The sequence below is a fragment of the Pseudomonas aestiva genome (assembly GCF_039908605.1).
Classification (GTDB): Bacteria; Pseudomonadota; Gammaproteobacteria; order Pseudomonadales; family Pseudomonadaceae; genus Chryseomonas; species Chryseomonas aestiva.
Genome location: NZ_CP150916.1, coordinates 2,560,741 through 2,578,537, shown reverse-complemented (window position 1 = coordinate 2,578,537; position 17,797 = coordinate 2,560,741). Strand labels below are relative to the sequence as shown.

The following is a 17,797-nucleotide window of genomic DNA, read 5'->3' as shown; positions in this document are numbered from 1 at the left end:
GAAGGCAGGCGGTGGCTCGCCCTTGGCGACCGCTTCGAGCAGACCACGCGCCTCGTCCGCCGGTCAAGCCTGGCGGATTGACACCCTGGCGGGGCGCTCGTAGCCTGTCGCGTTCCGAGGTGCTCTTGTCGGCAAGAGCTTGAAAGGGAACGCGGTGCGATACCGCGGCTGCCCCCGCAACTGTAAGCGGCATCTTCAGCCACTCCACCAGGCCACTGCTCACGCGGGAAGGCCGGAGCCGGGCGCCGCGAGCCAGGAGACCTGCCTCGTCACGTTTCGAACATGCAACCGGGCGGGGTGATCCGGGCTGCCACCAGGGCCTCGCCGTCACGCGGGCGTCCGGCATGCCTGCCCGTCTTTTTTCGCTTTTTCTCTAAGGGCAGCCCATGAAAACCCTGGCCAAGACTCCCGTCACCATCGTTACCGGCTTCCTCGGTTCCGGCAAGACCACCCTGCTGCGGCACATGCTCGACCATGCTGAAGGCCGGCGCATCGCGGTGATCGTCAACGAATTCGGCGAGCTGGGCATCGACGGCGAGATTCTTCGCCAGTGCAGCATCGGCTGTAGCGAGGAAGAGGCTCAGAGCCGCGTCTTCGAATTGGCCAATGGCTGCCTGTGCTGCACCGTGCAGGAAGAATTCTTTCCGGTGATGAAGGAGCTGGTGGCGCGGCGGGGCGACATCGACCACATCCTCATCGAAACCAGCGGCCTGGCTCTGCCCAAGCCCCTGGTGCAGGCCTTCCAGTGGCCGGAGATCCGCACCGCCTGCACCGTGGATGCGGTGATCACCGTGGTCGACAGCCCGGCGGTGGCGGCCGGCACCTTCGCCGCCCATCCGGAGCAGGTGGATGCCCAGCGTCGGCAGGACCCCAACCTCGACCATGAATCGCCGCTGCACGAGTTGTTCGAAGATCAGCTCGCCAGTGCCGACCTGGTGATCCTCAACAAGGCCGACGGCCTGGACGCCGAGGCCCTGGCCCGGGTCCGCGCCGAGGTGAGCGAAGAGTTGCCGCCGGCGGTCAAGGTGGTGGAAGCCAGTCGTGGCGTGTTGCCCCTGTCGGTGCTGCTGGGCCTGCAGGCCGAGTCCGAGGCCCATATCGACAGCCGTCCGACCCACCATGACCTCGAAGGTCATGAAGACCATGACCACGACGAATTCGACTCCTTTGGCGTCGAGTTGCCCGAGGTGGCGGAAGCGACCCTGCTGGCGGCGCTGACCGAGGTGGTCAAGAGTCATGGCGTCCTGCGGGTGAAGGGCTTCGCCGCCATCGCCGGCAAGCCGCTGCGGCTGCTGGTGCAGGGCGTGGGCACCCGCTTCGACAAGCATTTCGACCGTGCCTGGAAGACCGGTGAGACCCGCAGCACCCAACTGGTGCTGATCGGTCAAGAGCTGGACCAGGCGGCCATCACCGCCCAGTTGCGCGCCGCGGTGGCCTGACCCCGGATGCATCTGCTGCGTACCCAGCCGGGCGGTTTCGTCCCGGACGATGGCATCGCCCATTTGGCGCAGACGCCGGGCGAGATCGTCGTGCTCTGCAGTGGCGATTCGCACCTGGCGCTGCTGGCCGAGGCGACCCGTAGCCTGGACGAGCGCTATCCCAGTCTGCGGCTGGCCAATCCAATGCAGCTGCAGAACCACGCCTCGGTGGATCTCTACGTCGACGAGGTGCTGAGCCAGGCGCGGGTGGTGTTCATCTCCCTGCATGGCGGCCAGGGTTACTGGCGCTATGGCATGGAGCGGCTGGCCGAGCTGGCCGAGCGGGGGCTGACCCTGATCGCGGTACCCGGTTGCGACCGGCCCGACCCGGAACTGATGGCCCTGGGTACGGTGGCGCCCGAGCTGGCCGAACGGTTGTGGCGCTATCTGCGCCAGGGCGGCCTGGGCAATGCCCGGGATTTCCTGCATTGCCTGGCCAGCGAGTGCCTGGATGCCCGGTACACCTACCAGCCGCCGCGGGAATTGCCGCGGGTGGCCGTCTATCACCCAGACGCCCTGGGTCTGGATGGCTGGCGTCAGCGCTGGCGACCGGACTGGCCCACCGCGACGCTACTGTTCTATCGCACCCACCTGCAGTCGGCCAACACCGCCTTCGTCGATGTCTTCTGCCAGCAGCTGGAAGCTCAGGGGCTGAATCCGCTGCCCATCGCCGTGGCCAGTCTCAAGGAGTCGGCCTGCCTGGAAGAGGTGGAACGGCTGCTGGACGAGACCGCTACGGCGCTGATCCTCAATACCACAGGTTTTGCCCAATCCAGCCCGGAACGGCCGACTCTGACGCCGTTCCGTCGGCCGGTACCGGTACTCCAGGCCATCTGCGCCCAGGACAATCGCGAGCGCTGGCAAGAGAACCCTCAGGGGCTGGGCGCCCGCGACCTGGCCATGCACATCGCCCTGCCGGAGCTGGACGGGCGCATCATCACTCGGCCGATCAGTTTCAAGGGCCTGGCCTGGCGCTGCGAGCGCAGCCAGAGCGACGTGGTCAACTACCAGGCCGATGGCGAGCGCATGGCCTTCGTCGCGCGGCTGGCGCGCAGCTGGATCGAACTGGCGCAGCGGCCTGCCGCGGACAAGCGCATCGCCCTGGTCCTGGCCAACTATCCGACCCGCGACGGCCGTATCGGCAATGGCGTCGGTCTGGATACCCCGGCGGCGGCGCTCAAGGTGCTGCAGGCGCTGCAGACGGCCGGCTACCCGGTGGCCAATCTGCCTGAAAGCGGTACCGCCCTGATCGAGCGCCTGCTCGGTGGGGTGACTAACGACAGCGCCCTGCGCGATCTGCGCCCGGCCTTGCAGAGTCTGGCGCTGCAGGACTACCAGTCGCTATTCGCCCAGTTGCCCCTCAGCCTGCAGCAGGCGGTGACCGAGCGCTGGGGCGGGCCCGAGGCCGATCCCATGCACCGTCGGGGTCGGCTCATGGTGGCCGGGGTGCGCTTCGGCCTGACCTTCGTTGGCATCCAGCCGGCGCGCGGCTACGACGTCGATCCGGCCGCGGTCTATCACGATCCTGCGCTGGTGCCGCCCCATGGCTACCTGGCCTTCTACTTCTGGCTGCGCGAGGCCTATGGCGCCCAGGCCGTGGTGCATCTGGGCAAGCACGGCAATCTGGAGTGGTTGCCGGGCAAGGGCGTCGGGCTGTCGGCGGAGTGTTGGCCGGACGCCATCCTCGGACCGCTGCCCAACGTCTATCCCTTCATCGTCAACGATCCGGGGGAGGGTGCCCAGGCCAAGCGGCGCACCCAGGCGGTGATCATCGACCACCTGATGCCGCCGCTGACTCGCGCGGAGAGCTACGGACCGCTGCGCGACCTGGAACGCCTGGCCGACGAATACTATGACGCCAGCCTGCTGGACCTCCGACGCGCCACCGAATTGCGCGGCGAGATCCTGCAGCTGGTCCGCGAAACCGCCCTGGATCGCGAGCTGGGGCTGGTGATCACCGACGATCCGGACAGCTGGCTACCGCAGCTGGACGCCTACCTGTGCGACCTCAAGGAGTCCCAGATCCGCGACGGCCTGCATGTGTTCGGTGAATCCCCGACCGGCCAGCTGCGTCGCGATACCCTGGTGGCCTTGCTGCGCATTCCCCGGGGCGATGCCCAGGGCGCCAATGCCAGCCTGCTGCGAGTGCTGGCCAAGGACCTGCAGCTGGGGTTCGATCCCCTGGCCGCTGACCTCGGCGAGTCCTGGCAGGGGCCGCGTCCGGCGTGCCTGGAGGGGCTGTCGAGCGAACCCTGGCGCACCCTGGGCGATACCCGGGAGCGGCTGGAGCTCCTGGCCCTGGCCCTGGTTGCCGCGACCGTCGATGCCGAGCCGCTGCCGTTGGCGCTGGACGAATTGCCTGCCACCCGCCCGGTGCTGGAACACCTGGTCGGTCAGGTCGCGCCGGCCCTGGACAGCTGCGGTCCCGCTGAAATCGGCGGCCTGCTGAGGGCACTGGAGGGGCGTTTCGTTCCCGCCGGCCCCAGCGGCGCGCCGAGTCGCGGGCGGCTGGACGTGCTGCCCACCGGGCGCAACTTCTTTTCGGTGGACGTGCGCAACCTGCCGAGCATGACCGCCTGGCGGCTCGGCTGGCAGTCGGCCAACCTGCTCTTGGAGCGTCATCTGCAGGAGGAGGGCGATCACCTGCGTCAGTTGGGTCTCTCGGTCTGGGGCACGGCGACCATGAGGACCGGCGGCGACGACATCGCCCAGGCGATGGCCCTGCTGGGTGTACGCCCGGTATGGCAGACCGGAAGTGCCCGGGTCGAGGACTTCGAGATCCTGCCGCTGTCGCTGCTGGATCGTCCGCGGGTGGATGTCACCCTGCGCATCTCCGGCTTCTTCCGCGATGCCTTCGGTGGGCTGGTCAGGCTGTTCGATGCCGCCGTCCAGGCGGTCGCCGCACTGGACGAGCCGGACGACCTCAACCCCCTGGCCGCCCAGGTGCGCCGCGAGCGCGCTGCGCTGGAAGCCGCCGGTACCGCTGTTGACCTCGCGCGGCGTCAGGCCGGCTGGCGCATCTTCGGCGCCCAGCCCGGCGCCTATGGCGCCGGCGTCCAGGGCGCGGTGGAAGAGCGACAGTGGCAGGACCGTAGCGAACTGGCCACCGCCTATCTCAACTGGGGCGGCTACGCCTATGGCGCCGAGGATGACGGCACCGCTGCCCGTGACGACTTCTCGCGCCGCCTGGGTCGCCTGCAGGCCGTACTGCAGAACCAGGACAACCGTGAGCACGACCTGCTCGATTCCAACGACTATTACCAGTTCCAGGGCGGCATGCTGGCCGCTGCCGAGACCCTGAGCGGCCAGCGGCGTGCCAGCTACTTCGGTGACCATGCCCAGGCCGATCTCCCCAGGATCCGTACCCTCAGGGAAGAACTGGGCCGCGTGGTGCGCTCCCGGGCGGCCAATCCCAAGTGGATCGCCGGCATGAAGCGCCACGGCTACAAGGGCGCCTTCGAGATGGCCGCCACCGTGGACTATCTGTTCGGCTTCGGCGCCACCACCGAGCTGGTCGAGGATCATCAATACCGGCAACTGGCCGATGCCTACCTGCTCGATGCCGATACCCGCGACTTCGTCGAACGCCACAACCCCGAGGCGCTGCGCGACATGACCGAGCGGCTGCTGGAAGCCCAGCAACGCGGCCTCTGGCGGGAGCCAGGCGACTACCGTGAAGCCCTTGAACAGCTCCTGATGGATATGGATGAAGCCTGAGATGACCGCTCCCGTCTTTCCGCTGGCCGCCGTGGTTGGCGCCGAGTCCCTGAAACTGGCGCTGTGTCTCAATGCCATCGATCCCCGTATTGGCGGCGTATTGATCGAAGGTCCCCGGGGCATGGCGAAGTCGACCCTGGCACGGGGCCTCGCCGATCTGCTTGGAGGCGGTCCCTTCGTGACCTTGCCGCTGGGTGCCAGCGAGGAACGCATCGTCGGCACGCTGGATCTGGATGTGGCCCTCGGCGAGGGGCGGGCCCGCTTCGCGCCAGGCGTGCTGGCGGCTGCCGATGGCGGCGTACTTTATGTCGACGAGGTCAATCTGCTGCCGGATCACCTGGTGGATCTGCTGCTGGACGTGGCGGCCAGTGGGGTCAACCGGGTGGAGCGCGACGGCATTTCCCACGAGCACGCCGCGCGCTTTCTGCTGGTAGGCACCATGAATCCGGAGGAGGGCGAGTTGCGTCCGCAGCTGCTGGATCGCTTTGGCTTCGCCCTGGCGCTGGACAGTCGGCCGGCACCCCGGGAGCGGGCCGAGATCCTGCGCCGCCGCCTGGCCTTCGACAGCGATCCGCTAGCCTTCAATGCCCAGTGGGAGCCGGCGCAGGCGGAACTGCGGCAGCGCTGCGCCGCGGCCCGGGCGCGGCTGGCGGACATCCCGCTGGACGATGCCGCGCTGGAAGCCATCACCGCAGGCTGCCACCAGGCCGGGGTGGACGGCCTGCGCGCCGATCTGGTCTGGTTGCGCGCGGCTCGCGCCTATGCCGCCTGGCGCGGCGCGCCGGCGATCGAAAACCCCGATATCGCCGCCGTGGCCGAATTCGCCCTACGCCATCGGCGCCGCGAGTTAGCGGACACTCCAGCAGTAATACCACCCCTAAAGGGTAATTCAGCTGCTGATACTCCGGAGCAGGAGCCTGGCGATCAACAGCGACAGGGTGATGCCGAGCCCGCGGCGGGTGAGGGCGATAGCTGGGGTGCCCTGGCGCCGGAGCCCACCGCGACGGGCCCCAGACGCCGCTTGGGCGCGGCAAAAAAGCCCTAGGCGTCCGATCACCTCATGCCCCGGATCGTGATGCCCGAAGCGGGACGGGCAAGGCCCTGGGCGGGCGTCAGGGCGCCCGTTCGCCGGGTACGGCAGGCCCCATCGCCTGGGTGCCGACGCTGCTCCGGCGGCGTCCGCGTCGCGCTGACGATCTCTTGCGGCAACCGCGCCGGCAGCGCCCGGCGCAACTCTGGCTGGTGATCGTCGATCACTCCGCGTCCACCCGCCGCCACGGCGCCCTGGCCCAGGCCAAGGGCCTGCTGGCCGATTGGTTCGAGCAGGCCTATCGCCAACGCGTCAGGGTCGCGGTCCTGCAGGCGGCAGGGGAGCGACCCGAGTGGTCGTTCCAGGGCCAGCGCTGCGGTCGAGCCTTGCTGGCCTGGCTGGAGCAGCTGGGAGCGGGAGGCGGAACGCCCTTGCGGGCAGGCCTGGCGGAAGCTCAGCAATGGCTGCGAAGTCGTCGGCGGCAGCATCCTGGCGAGGAGTGCCAGCTGCTGCTGGTCACTGATGGACGCTTGCGTGACCTGGAAGGGCTGACAGCGCCGGATTGCCCTGTCCAGGTGCTGGATATCGAACTGGGACCGCTGCGCCTGGGACGCGCCGAGGAACTCGCCCGGCGCCTGGGTGCAGAATACCGGCACCTGGAAGAGGTGCCGGTGGTCTAGCCCTCCAGCCTTTCTGGCGTAGGTTGGGCTGAGACGGCCCCATCGTCGAAGCCCAACATTGAGGAATTCGAGCCTCAAGCTGTTGGGCTTCGCTCTGCTCAGCGCCAACCTACCAGAGGACCTTGAACCTCAATGCGCGCCCTTCATGGCCTCGACCAGGGTATCCACGTTGTAGCGGAACATGGCCGCATAGGTCGCAGCGGGGCCGTCTGCCGACGATAGCGCCTCGACGTACAGCTCGCCACCCGGCTGGGCGCCGCTGGCCTTGGCGATCTGCTGCACCAGGCGCGGATCGTTGGAGTTCTCGAAGAAGTAGGTGGCGACATGCTCCTGCTTGATCTGGCGGATCAGCGTGGCGACATCCTGGGCGGAGGCTTCGGCCTCGGTCGACAGACCCAGCGGCGAGATGAAGGTCACGCCATAGGCGTCGGCGAAGTAGCCAAAGGCATCGTGGGAGGTCAGCACCTTGCGCTTCGCCTGGGGGACCTGACCGATCTGTTCGCGGGCATAGCGATCCAGGGCTTCCAGTTCGGCGATGTAGCGATCACCGTTGGCCTTGAAGGTGGCAGCCTGCGCCGGATCCACCGCGGACAGCGCCTTCACCACATTGCGGGTGTAGACGACCACGTTGAGCGGGTTGTTCCACACATGGGGATCAATACCGCCATGGTCGTGATCGTGGTCGGCGTGGCCCTGTTCATCCTCGTCGTCCGCCAGCTCCCGGGTCTTGATCCCTTCGCTGAGCACCACCGGCGGGCGCGCCTGGCCGGAGGCCTTGATCAGGCGATCCATCCAGCCTTCCAGATGCAGACCACTCATGAACACCACATCGGCCTGTTTCAGCTCCTGGGCATCGGTAGGCGTCGGTTCGTAGGCATGGGGATCGCCATTGGGACCGACCAGGGAGGAAACCTGCACCTGGTCGCCACCGACCTGTTTGACCACGTCCGCGATCACGGTAAAGGTGGCGACAGCCTTGACCGGTGCGGCCTGGGCTTGGCCGGCAGCGGCGAGCAGCAGGGCGGCGCCCAGGGAAAACAGGGATTTCATGGTGACTCCTTTCAGTGGGTGAGGTGAGGGCGAGGGCGCAGCCGCCGGTAGAGACCCAGGCGACCGAACAGCAGGGAGAGGAGGTAGCCGCCGCCCGCGGTCAGGACGATGGCCGGACCGGAGGCGCAGCCCAGGTGGTAGGACAGCACCAGGCCGACCAGGCCACTGAGACTGGCGATCAGGCTGGCCACCGCCATCAGTCCGGGCAGGCTGTTGGCCCAGAAGCGCGCAGCGGTGGCCGGCAGCATCATCAGGCCCACCGCCATCAGCGTACCCAGCGCCTGGAAACCGGCGACCAGGTTGAGCACCACCAGCAGCAGGAACAGCAGGTGATAGAGCGAGCCGCGCCCGCCTACGGCGCGCAGGAAGCCCGGATCGAAGCACTCCAGCGCCAGCGGTCGGTAGATCACCGCCAGCACCACCAGCGACAGGGTGGCGATGCCGGCGACCAGATAGAGCGCCGTGGCGTCGATCGCCAGGATGGTGCCGAACAGCACATGCAGCAGATCCACACTGGAGCCGTGCAGCGACACGATCAGCACCCCGGCGGCCAGGGAGATCAGATAGAAGCTGGCGAAACTGGCATCTTCACGCTGGCTGGTAAAGCGGCTGACCAGGCCGGCGAGTCCGGCCACCAAGAGTCCGGCAAGCATCCCGCCGATGCCCATGGCCGGTAGCGACAGGCCGGCGACCATGAAGCCCAGGGCCGCGCCTGGTAGCACGGCGTGACTCATGGCATCGCCCACCAGACTCATGCGCCTGAGCATCAGCAGGACGCCCACCGGACCGGCGCCCAGTGCCAGGGCCAGGCAGGCCACCAGGGCGCGACGCATGAAGCCGAATTCGACGAAGGGTTCGAACAGGAGTTGATAGAGGGTCATGCGCGCTCACAGACCGCCGCATTGGCGTCCCAGTGCTCGGCGAGATTTCGCGCGCGGGCCAGATGCTCGCTGACCAGCACCTGATCGGTGGCGCCCCAGGCGATGGCTTCCCGAGCCAGCAACAGGGTCTCGGGGAAGTGCTGGCGGACCTGCTCCAGGTCGTGCAGCACGGCGATCACCGTGCGACCCTGACCATGCCAGCGACGGACGATGGTCAGCAGGTCCGCGGTGGTGCGGGCATCGATGGCGGTGAAGGGCTCGTCCAGCAGCAGCACGGGCGCATCCTGCAACAGCAGCCGGGCGAACAGCACTCGCTGGAATTGCCCGGAGGACAGGGCGCCGACCAGGCGATCCTCGAGGCCTTCGAGGCCGACCGCCTGCAACGCCCGGGACGCTTCCTCGCGATGGGCGACGGTGACCCCGCGCCAGACGCCCAAGCCGCGCCAGGCGCCCAGTATCACGGTTTCCAGCACGCTCAAGGGAAAGCTGCGGTCGATCTCCGCGGCTTGCGGCAGATAGCCCAGCCGGCGCTGGGGCACGGCCCGGTCCACACGACCACTGACCGGTCTCAGGGTGCCGGCAATGGCCTTGAGAAGGGTGGACTTGCCCGCCCCGTTGGGACCGACGATGGCTGTCAGACTGCCGGTCCGGAAGCGACCACTGAGATGATGGATGGCCGGATGCCGCTGATAGGCCAGGGTCAGGTCCTGAAGTTCGATGGCGGCGCTCATGGCAGGGCGACCGCCCAGAGTACCGCCAGCCAAAGCGCGACCAATGGGATGGCGGCGAGCGACAGCCGAACGGGCACGGAAAGGAGGAGAAGGGAAGCGCGAGGGGATGCCATGACGGAGCCTTGGATGACGTGCAAAAGTTATAACATAACAAATGCAGGTCGTCATCTGGGCGTCGGGGAGGAGGCACGCCAGGCGAGCATGACTGGCGCCTGGCGCAGAATGCTCCCCGCCCCACGCAGGGGGCAGGGTAGCGTGCGACTTGGTCAGGCCGCCTGGGTCTCCGCCATCCGCTGTTCCAGCCGTTGCAGGAAGTTGAGTAGCAGCACCTCTTCCTCCTTGAGCCCCTTGCGCTTGCGCGGTTTGGGCAAGGTGCAGAGGTCGCCGGCGAGGAAGGCATCCAGCACGCCCGGATGGATATAGCACTTGCGGCAGACCGCCGGGGTGTTGCCCAGGGTGCGGGATACCGCCTTGACCATGTCCACCAGCTCCTTCTTGGCATCGGTCTGGGTTTCACACCGCAACTCGCGCAGGGCTTCCAGCGCCAGGGCACTGCCGGCCCAGGTGCGGTAGTCCTTGGCAGTGAAGTCGGCGCCCGTGAGTTCATGCAGGTAGGCGTTCACGTCGGACGAGGTAACGGTATGGCGATCGCCGTCCCCATCTACATATTGAAAGAGGTGCTGACCTGGCAGCTCGAGGCACTTCTTTACGGTACGCGCCAGCCGTGGATCGCTGACCTTGATGTCATGCTCCACCCCGCTCTTGCCGCGGAAGTGGAAGGCTATGGTGTTGCCATGCACCTCGGCATGTCGGTTGCGCAGGGTGGTGAGGCCATAGGACTTGTTGCTCTTGGCGTACTGGGCGTTGCCGACCCGGATCAGGGTCGCATCGAGCAGGCTGATGACCGTGGCCATGACCTTTTCCCGACACAGGCCGCGCCGGGCGAGATCCTCTTCCACCCGCTGCCGCAACTTGGGCAGGGCCTGCCCGAACGCCAGCATCCGCTCGTACTTGTCGGTATCGCGGATCTCGCGCCAGCGCGGGTGGTAGCGGTACTGCTTGCGGCCGCGGGCGTCGCGTCCGGTGGCCTGCAGATGGCCATTGGCGTCCGGGCAGATCCAGACATCGGTATAGGCCGGCGGGATGGCCAGCTTGTTGATGCGCTCGACTTCCGCCTGATCGCGGATGCGTTCGCCGTCGGGGGTGAAATAAGCCCATTTGCCGCGCAGCTTGCGTCGGCTCAGGCCCGCCTGGCAGTCATCGACATAATTGAGGTCGGGCGGCAAGGGCGTGCAGAGGGCGGTACCGGTGTCGTCACGCTCATCGGCGGGGATGGGCAGGTCAGTCTGGGCGAGGCGTTGCATTACTTTCGAGACTTTCGAGACTTTCGAGCGAGAGGTCATGACTGCACCGACAATTTCCTGGTCGAAACGGTGGACTCCAGGAGCAGGGACCGGGTTCTCATGACAGCGCTCAAGCCGACCGACGCACAATTGCGCAACGCCTTGCTGGCCAAGGCAGAGGCGCGCCGTCCGGGGACGACCTTTTGTCCGTCGGAGGTGGCGCGCGACCTGGCTGCGGACTGGCGGCCGTTGATGGAGCCCCTGCGCGCTATGGCGCGTGAGCTGGCTCGCGAGGGCCGGCTGCAGGTGACGCAGAAGGGCGAAGCCCTGGATGCCGAAGCACCCTGGCGTGGCCCGATCCGTTTAAGCCTGGCTTAATCGGCGTTTAAGTTTCGATTAATGGCGGATCGCTACTCTGGACCCAGATCAAACAGCAACCAGAGAGAATCACCATGAAAAAGCTTACCGCCCTTGCGACTGCCGCCCTCCTGCTTACCGGCATGGGCGCCGCCCAGGCCAGGGATCTCGGCCCCGACGAAGCCCTCAAGCTGCGTGACAGCGGCAAGATCAAGAGCTTCGAGGTGCTCAACCAGGCCGCCATCGCCAAGCATCCGGGCTCGACGACCCACGAGACCGAACTGGAAGAAGAGTACGGCCGCTACATCTACCAACTGGAACTGCGTGACCCCAAAGGTGTGAAATGGGATCTGGAACTCGACGCCACCACTGGCGAAGTCCTGAAAGACCAGCGCGACGACTGACCGTCGGGCTCGCCGGGCTGGTGCTGCTCGGCAGCCTCTCGCCCCTGATCCAGGCCCGTGACCTGGATCAGGACGAGGCGCTCAAGCTGCGCAAGGAAGGCGTGATCCGACCGCTGGAAAGCCTGCTGCAGCGAGTCAACGAACGCTATCCCCAGGCGCGGCTGCTGGAAGCCGAACTGGAAGAGGAGGACGGCCAGTATCGCTACGAGATCGAGATCCTTGTCGGCGATGTCGTCCGCGAACTGGAAATCGGCGCGATGGATGGCGCCATCATGAAGGATGAGGTGGACGACTAGATGCGCCTGTTGCTGGTGGAAGACGATGTGGCCCTGGCCGACGAGATCACGGCGTTCCTCACGCGGCAGGGCTACGCCATCGACTGGCTGGCCGATGGCCGCGATGCCGCCTGGCAGGGCGCCCAGGAACCCTATGACCTCATCGTGCTCGACCTGGGTCTGCCTGGCCGGCCCGGGCTGGAGGTGCTCGGGGAATGGCGTGCAAAGGCGCTGGCGACTCCGGTACTGATCCTGACCGCCCGCGACAGCTGGGCGGAGCGCATCGACGGCCTCAAGGCCGGAGCCGACGATTACCTCACCAAACCCTTCCACCCCGAAGAATTGGGCCTGCGTATCGCCGCCTTGCTGCGGCGGGTGCGCGGCGTGGCCAACCAGCCGTTGCTGCAGGCTGCCGGACTCGCGCTCGACGAGGCGCGCCAATGCGTAGTACGTGGCAGTGAAACCATCGCCCTGAGCGCGGCGGAGTTTCGCCTGCTGCGCTGCTTCCTGCTGCATCCCGGGCAGATCCTGTCGAAGACGCGGCTCAACGACCATCTCTACGACGGCGAGAGCGAGCGCGACTCCAATGTCATCGAGGTCCACGTCAATCATCTGCGGCGTAAGCTGGGGCGTGCGGTCATCGAGACGCGGCGCGGCCAGGGCTATCGCCTGGGCGGTGTCGATTGAAATCCATCCAGGCCCGGCTCAGGGTCGGGCTGGTGGCCATCCTGCTGGTGGCCGGTCTGGTGCTGGTGCTGGGGGGCGCCTGGCTGGTGGACCATGCCTTGCGCCGTTATCTGGAAACCGGTCTGCGCGGCGAGACGGAGAACCTGCTCGCCGCCCTGGTGCGCGGTCCCCATGGCCTGCAACTGGATGAGGGCCGGCTGGGCAGTCTCTATACCCGCCCGCTGTCCGGCCGCTATTTCCTTATCGAGATCCCGGCGCTGAACATTCGCTGGCGCTCGCGCTCGCTGTGGGACGCACAACTGGAAGCGCCACCTGGCCCCGGCCTGAGCGAGAGCCTTGCGGACGGCCCCAGTGGCCAGCGACTGCTCGCCTATCGCGCCGATTACCAGCGCTACGGCCAGGCAGTGCAGGTAACGGTCGCCGACGACTACAACCCCCTGCTGGGCAACCTGACGCGCATCCTCGCGTTCGGTGGCTTGCTGGGGCTGGCGACCCTGCTGCTGGTCCTGCTGCTGCAACGGCTGATCGTGCGCCGGGCGCTGCGCCCGCTGGAGCAGGTGCGCGAGCAGATCGCGCAGCTGCATCAGGGACGCCGTTCGACGCTGGACGCCAGCGTGCCGGCTGAACTCGAGCCGCTGGTGGGAGAAATGAATGCCCTGCTGCGCCACACCGAAGACGGCCTCAAGCGCGCGCGGCATGGCATCGGCAATCTGGGTCATGCGCTCAAGACCCCGCTGGCGGTGCTGACCAGCCTGGCCGAGCGTCCCGAATTGCAGGCTTTGCCCGAACAGCGCGAGGTGTTGCGCGAACAACTGGGCCGTATCCGCCAGCGCCTGGAGCGGGAATTGCGCCGTGCCCGGCTGGCCGGCGAGGCCCTGCCGGGCGCGCACCTGGACGGCGCCGAGCTTCGCGAGCTCTGCACGCTGCTCAATCGGCTGCATGGCGAGCACCTGCAGTTCGAGTGTCGGCTGCCCGCGGGGCTGCGGCTGCCCTGGGACCGGGAAGACCTGCTGGAACTGTTCGGCACCCTGCTGGACAACGCCGGCAAATGGGCGGATCAGCAGGTCCGGCTTGAGGTGGCGCAGGGTGCAGAGGGCTATCTGATCCAGGTCGAGGACGACGGGCCCGGTGTGCCGGAAGCCCAGCGCGAGACGATCCTCGATCGGGGTGCCCGGCTGGATGAAGCGGTCAGCGGTCACGGCCTGGGGCTGGGCATCGCCAAGGACATCGTCGACAGCTGCGGCGGAACCCTCGTTCTCGAGACCTCCGGGCTGGGTGGGCTGGCAGTGGTCATCCGGCTGCCGGCGCCAGCGCGTATCCCGTCACTCAAGTGACTCCCTGGTCAAGTTATCGGGCAGGGCGCCGATAACCGCCCAAGCTCTTGCGACCAAGGAGAACCTCGTGAGCCTCAAATTCAAAGTCACCTTACTGGCAGTCCTGCCCGTCTGCCTGTTCACGCTGGTGCTGGGTGGACTGTCCTATTGGGTTTTGCACGAGCAGGCCGCCAGGGACGTCGCCGACGCTCGCGAGCGGCTGATGGTCCAGAGTCGCAACGCCCTGCAGAACACCGTGGAAGCGGCCATGACCGTGGTCAAGCCGCTGTACGACAAGGCCGCTGCGGGCGATTCCGAGGCGCGCAAGGAGGCCATCGGCCTGCTGTCGGCCATCAGCTACGGCAAGGAGGGCTACATCTTCGGCTACGATTCCAACGTGGTCCGCCTGTTCAAGGGCAACGATCCGGCCGGTATCGGCAAGAGCTTCAAGGACAATCGCGATCCCAGTGGCCTCTACCTCAACCAGGAACTGGTCCGGGTCGGCAAGGATGGCTCGCATTTCAGTCGTTACAGCTCTTCGCTGCCCGGCAACAAGGACGTGCTGGTGCCCAAACTCGCCTACACCGACTACCTGCCCAAATGGGATCTGGTGATCGGCTCGGCGGTGAATCTGGATGGCGTGGAGGCCGAGGTCGCGGCCGTGGCCCAGCAGGTCGCCAAACGCACCCAGGACCAGCTCTGGCTGATCTTCGGCGTGGCCGGCGTGCTGCTGGTGGTGATCGGCATCGCCGCGCAGCTGTTTGCCACCCGCACCCTCAGACCCCTGGCGCAGATCCGGGAGAATCTCGACGACATCGCGGCCGGGGAGGGCGATCTGACCCGCCGCCTGCCGGTCAACGGGCGCGACGAGATCGGTGAGCTCGCCGCCGCCTTCAATCGCTTCGTCGATCGCATCCAGGGCACCATCGCCCAGGTCGTCGACATCACCCACCAGTTCACCGGTTTGCTTGACGACGTCGCCCAGCAGGCCCAGCGCACCGATCGCGACATGCAGCGCCAGCGCAGCGAAACCGACCAGGTGGCCACCGCCATCAACCAGATGTCCGCGGCGGCCCAGGAGGTGGCGAGCAGTGCCCTGCAGGCCTCCGAAGCCACCCGTCAGACCGAGGAGAAAGGTCGGCTGGCCCGCGAGACGGTTGCCACCAGCGTGGCGCGCATTCACGAACTGGTCGAGGAGGTACGCCAGAGCAGCGTGTCCCTGGATGGCCTCAAGCAAGACGTGGGCGCCATCGTCGGCGTGCTCGACGTGATTCGCGCCATTGCCGAGCAGACCAATCTGCTGGCGCTCAATGCCGCCATCGAAGCGGCCCGGGCGGGCGAGGCCGGTCGCGGGTTTGCCGTGGTCGCCGACGAGGTACGCGCCCTGGCCAGCCGGACCCAGCAGAGCACCCAGGAAATCCAGGGCATGATCGATCGCCTGCAGCAGGCCACCGGCCGCGCGGTCGGGGCCATGGAACGCTCGGGCGGCATGGGCGAGGCCACCACGGCCCAGGCCGAGCAGGCCGGTACCGCCCTGGCCGCGATCAGCGAGCTGATCGCCACCATCAACGCCATGAACAGCCAGATCGCCAGTGCCGCCGAGGAGCAGACGGCGGTGGCCGAGGAGGTCAATCGCAGCGTCCACACCATCGCCAGTGCCGTCGACAGCATGGCCCAGGGCGCCCAGCAAAGCGCGCGCAACACCGCCGGCATGGTCGGCCTGGGCGAGCGCCTGGACGGCCTGGTTCGTCAGTTTCGCGTATGATCCCGGGCGCGCCGGCCACGCCGGCGCGCCTCTTCGGGCCAAGTTGGGGTGCTTATGGGAACCCCACGGCTTCCGAGGCTCTAAGCAAGGCCTGTCATCCTTGTTTGGAATCGCGAAAGCCAATGAAAAGTGCTCGGCTGGAAAATAAGACGTTCCTGATCCTGCTGGTGGTGGTCTCGCTGGCCTTCGTCTGGATCCTCACGCCCTTCCTGGGAGCGGTGTTCTGGGGCGCCATCCTCGCCATCCTGTTCGCCCCGCTACAGCGCTGGTTCGTCCGGCGCTTCAACAACAGACGCAACCTCGGGGCGCTCTGCACCCTGTTCGTGATCCTGCTCATCGTCATCCTGCCGGTGGTGTTCATCGCCATTTCCCTGGTGCAGGAAGGCTCGCTGCTGTACCAGCAGGTCAGCAGCGGTCAGCTCAACTTCGGCCAGTACTATCAGCAGATCTGGGGCGCCTTGCCGGGTTCGGTGCGTGGCGTGCTGGAGCGCTTCGGTGCCGGTGACCTGGATGGCATTCGCCAGAAGCTCTCCGAAGGAGCCATGCAGGGCAGCCAGTTCGTCGCTACCCAGGCCTTCAGCTTCGGTCAGGGCACCTTCCAGTTCCTGATCGGCTTCGGCGTGATGCTCTATCTGCTGTTCTTCCTGCTGCGCGATGGTTCGCAGCTGGTGGCGCTGATCCGCAAGGCCATTCCGCTGAGCGACATGCACAAGCGCAGCCTGATGGCCAAGTTCACCGCCGTGGTGCGTGCCACGGTCAAGGGCAATATCATCGTCGCCGTGGTGCAGGGTGCCCTCGGCGGCTTCATCCTCGGCGTGCTGGGTGTCCAGGGCGCGGTGCTCTGGGGCACCCTGATGGCCTTCCTGTCGCTGCTGCCCGCGGTCGGCTCGGCGCTGATCTGGGTACCGGTGGCCATCTACTTCCTGGCCACCGGTTCGGTGATCAAAGGGGTCATCCTGATCGTCTTCGCCGTGGTGGTGATCGGCCTGGTGGACAACTTGCTGCGCCCCATCCTGGTCGGCAAGGACACCAAGATGCCCGACTACGTGGTACTGATCTCCACCATTGGCGGCATGTCGCTGTTCGGCCTGAATGGCTTCGTGATCGGCCCGCTGATCGCCGCGCTGTTCATGTCGACCTGGGATCTGTTCAGCCATCGCGACGACATCTAGAGACGTAGGGGCTCCGGGGATACCGGAGCCCAAGGCGTCAACCCTGGTCGGGTTCAGAGGGATAGCGGGTGGCGACCAGGCTTTCCTTGACCTTGCGCAGGTGCGGCTGGAAATCCACGCCGCGCTTGAGCGTGACCCCGGTAGCCAGGATGTCCAGCACGGTGAGCTGGATGATCCGCGAGGTCATGGGCATGTAGATGTCAGTGTCTTCCGGCAGCGGGATGTCCAGGCTGTGGGTGCAGACCTTGGCCAGCGGGGTGTTGCTGGCCGTGAGGCCGAGCACCGAGGCGCCGTTGTCGCGGGCCAGCTTGGCCACGTCCACCAGTTCGCGGGTGCGGCCGGTGTAGGAGATGATCACGAAGAGATCACCGGTCCTGGCGATGGAGGCGAGCATCCGCTGCATCAGCACGTCCGAATGCGCCGACACCGCCATGTTGAAGCGGAAGAACTTGTGCTGGGCGTCCAGGGCCACGGGGGCCGAGGCGCCCAGGCCGAAGAAATGGATCTGCCGCGCCTGGATCATCAGGTCCACTGCGCGATCCACCGTGCGGGCGTCCAGTCGCTGGCGGGCGCTGTCCAGCGAGGCGATGGTGCTGCTGAAGATCTTTTCCGCGTAGGCTTCGGATTCGTCGTTGGCTTCCACCGCCTGGCTGACATAGACCGCGCCGCTGGCAATGCTCTGTGCCAGCTGGATCTTCATCTCCGGGTAGCCGCTCACGCCCAGGGAACGGCAGAAGCGATTGACGGTGGGCTCACTGACCTGGGCCGCCTGGGCCAGGGCCGCGATGGTGTAGCGCGTGGCCTGCCGGGGATTCTGCAGGATGACCTCGGCGACCTTGCGTTCCGCGCGGTTGAGTTCGCCGATGCGGTTCTGGATGGTTTGCAGCAGGGTGCTGGCACGATCCATGAGAACT

Annotated in this window: 16 protein-coding genes and 1 riboswitch; of the genes, 11 read left to right on the top strand and 5 right to left on the bottom strand. The window is 66.9% G+C overall.

Annotated elements, in window-relative coordinates:
• Positions 1-100: 100 nt before the first annotated feature.
• Positions 101-284, top strand: a riboswitch (cobalamin riboswitch).
• 102 nt (positions 285-386) lie between these two features.
• From cobW to AABM56_RS12020, 4 genes are all read left to right on the top strand, one after another.
• Positions 387-1,439: a cobalamin biosynthesis protein CobW gene (gene cobW, locus AABM56_RS12035; RefSeq protein ID WP_347883275.1), complete on the top strand. Its 1,053-nt coding sequence runs from the start codon at positions 387-389 to the stop codon at positions 1,437-1,439.
• A gap of 6 nt (positions 1,440-1,445) precedes the next feature.
• A complete protein-coding gene (cobN, locus tag AABM56_RS12030) occupies positions 1,446-5,195 on the top strand; it encodes a cobaltochelatase subunit CobN (protein ID WP_133860645.1) in 3,750 nt (1,249 codons plus the stop codon).
• Between the two features lies 1 nt (position 5,196).
• Positions 5,197-6,240, top strand: coding sequence for an AAA family ATPase (locus AABM56_RS12025; RefSeq protein WP_347883274.1), 1,044 nt, complete (start codon positions 5,197-5,199; stop codon positions 6,238-6,240).
• Between the two features lie 110 nt (positions 6,241-6,350).
• Entirely contained in the window at positions 6,351-6,905 is a 555-nt protein-coding gene (locus AABM56_RS12020; RefSeq protein ID WP_133860643.1) for a VWA domain-containing protein, read from the top strand.
• 129 nt (positions 6,906-7,034) lie between these two features.
• On the opposite strand, the gene AABM56_RS12015 is transcribed toward AABM56_RS12020, so the two are convergent.
• The 4 genes from AABM56_RS12015 to AABM56_RS12000 all read right to left on the bottom strand — a co-directional run bounded on the left by AABM56_RS12015 (position 7,035) and on the right by AABM56_RS12000 (position 10,931).
• Entirely contained in the window at positions 7,035-7,955 is a 921-nt protein-coding gene (locus tag AABM56_RS12015) for a metal ABC transporter substrate-binding protein (protein ID WP_263259666.1), read from the bottom strand.
• 11 nt (positions 7,956-7,966) lie between these two features.
• Positions 7,967-8,836: a metal ABC transporter permease gene (locus AABM56_RS12010; RefSeq protein WP_133860641.1), complete on the bottom strand. Its 870-nt coding sequence runs from the start codon at positions 8,834-8,836 to the stop codon at positions 7,967-7,969.
• Positions 8,833-9,567 carry a zinc ABC transporter ATP-binding protein AztA gene (aztA, locus tag AABM56_RS12005; protein WP_133860640.1) on the bottom strand — a complete coding sequence of 245 codons (735 nt, stop codon included), beginning with the start codon at positions 9,565-9,567 and terminating at the stop codon, positions 8,833-8,835. Before aztA ends, AABM56_RS12010 begins: the two co-directional genes overlap by 4 nt.
• A gap of 266 nt (positions 9,568-9,833) precedes the next feature.
• Positions 9,834-10,931, bottom strand: a complete 1,098-nt coding sequence (locus AABM56_RS12000) for a DNA topoisomerase IB (protein WP_158896646.1) — start codon at positions 10,929-10,931, stop codon at positions 9,834-9,836.
• 99 nt (positions 10,932-11,030) lie between these two features.
• Between AABM56_RS12000 and AABM56_RS11995 the strand changes: the two genes are divergently transcribed.
• The 7 genes from AABM56_RS11995 (at position 11,031) to AABM56_RS11965 (ending at position 16,883) form a co-directional block, all read left to right on the top strand.
• Complete coding sequence (locus AABM56_RS11995) at positions 11,031-11,288, top strand: DUF3253 domain-containing protein (RefSeq protein ID WP_133860638.1); 258 nt, start codon at positions 11,031-11,033, stop codon at positions 11,286-11,288.
• Positions 11,289-11,362: 74 nt separating this feature from the next.
• Positions 11,363-11,671 (top strand): PepSY domain-containing protein, encoded by a 309-nt coding sequence (locus AABM56_RS11990; RefSeq protein WP_133860637.1) that lies wholly within the window; start codon positions 11,363-11,365, stop codon positions 11,669-11,671.
• A gap of 20 nt (positions 11,672-11,691) precedes the next feature.
• Positions 11,692-11,967: a PepSY domain-containing protein gene (locus AABM56_RS11985; protein ID WP_133860636.1), complete on the top strand. Its 276-nt coding sequence runs from the start codon at positions 11,692-11,694 to the stop codon at positions 11,965-11,967.
• Positions 11,968-12,633 (top strand): response regulator transcription factor, encoded by a 666-nt coding sequence (locus AABM56_RS11980; RefSeq protein ID WP_133860635.1) that lies wholly within the window; start codon positions 11,968-11,970, stop codon positions 12,631-12,633.
• Positions 12,630-13,967 carry a sensor histidine kinase gene (locus AABM56_RS11975; protein WP_133860634.1) on the top strand — a complete coding sequence of 446 codons (1,338 nt, stop codon included), beginning with the start codon at positions 12,630-12,632 and terminating at the stop codon, positions 13,965-13,967. Before AABM56_RS11980 ends, AABM56_RS11975 begins: the two co-directional genes overlap by 4 nt.
• Positions 13,968-14,034: 67 nt before the next feature.
• Entirely contained in the window at positions 14,035-15,711 is a 1,677-nt protein-coding gene (locus AABM56_RS11970) for a methyl-accepting chemotaxis protein (RefSeq protein WP_133860633.1), read from the top strand.
• Positions 15,712-15,833: 122 nt separating this feature from the next.
• The gene (locus AABM56_RS11965; protein ID WP_017640512.1) at positions 15,834-16,883 is read left to right on the top strand and encodes an AI-2E family transporter; all 1,050 of its coding nucleotides are present in this window, start codon (positions 15,834-15,836) and stop codon (positions 16,881-16,883) included.
• 37 nt (positions 16,884-16,920) lie between these two features.
• Here AABM56_RS11965 and AABM56_RS11960 read toward each other — a convergent pair whose 3' ends face one another.
• Entirely contained in the window at positions 16,921-17,790 is an 870-nt protein-coding gene (locus AABM56_RS11960; RefSeq protein WP_133860632.1) for a MurR/RpiR family transcriptional regulator, read from the bottom strand.
• Positions 17,791-17,797: the final 7 nt, after the last annotated feature.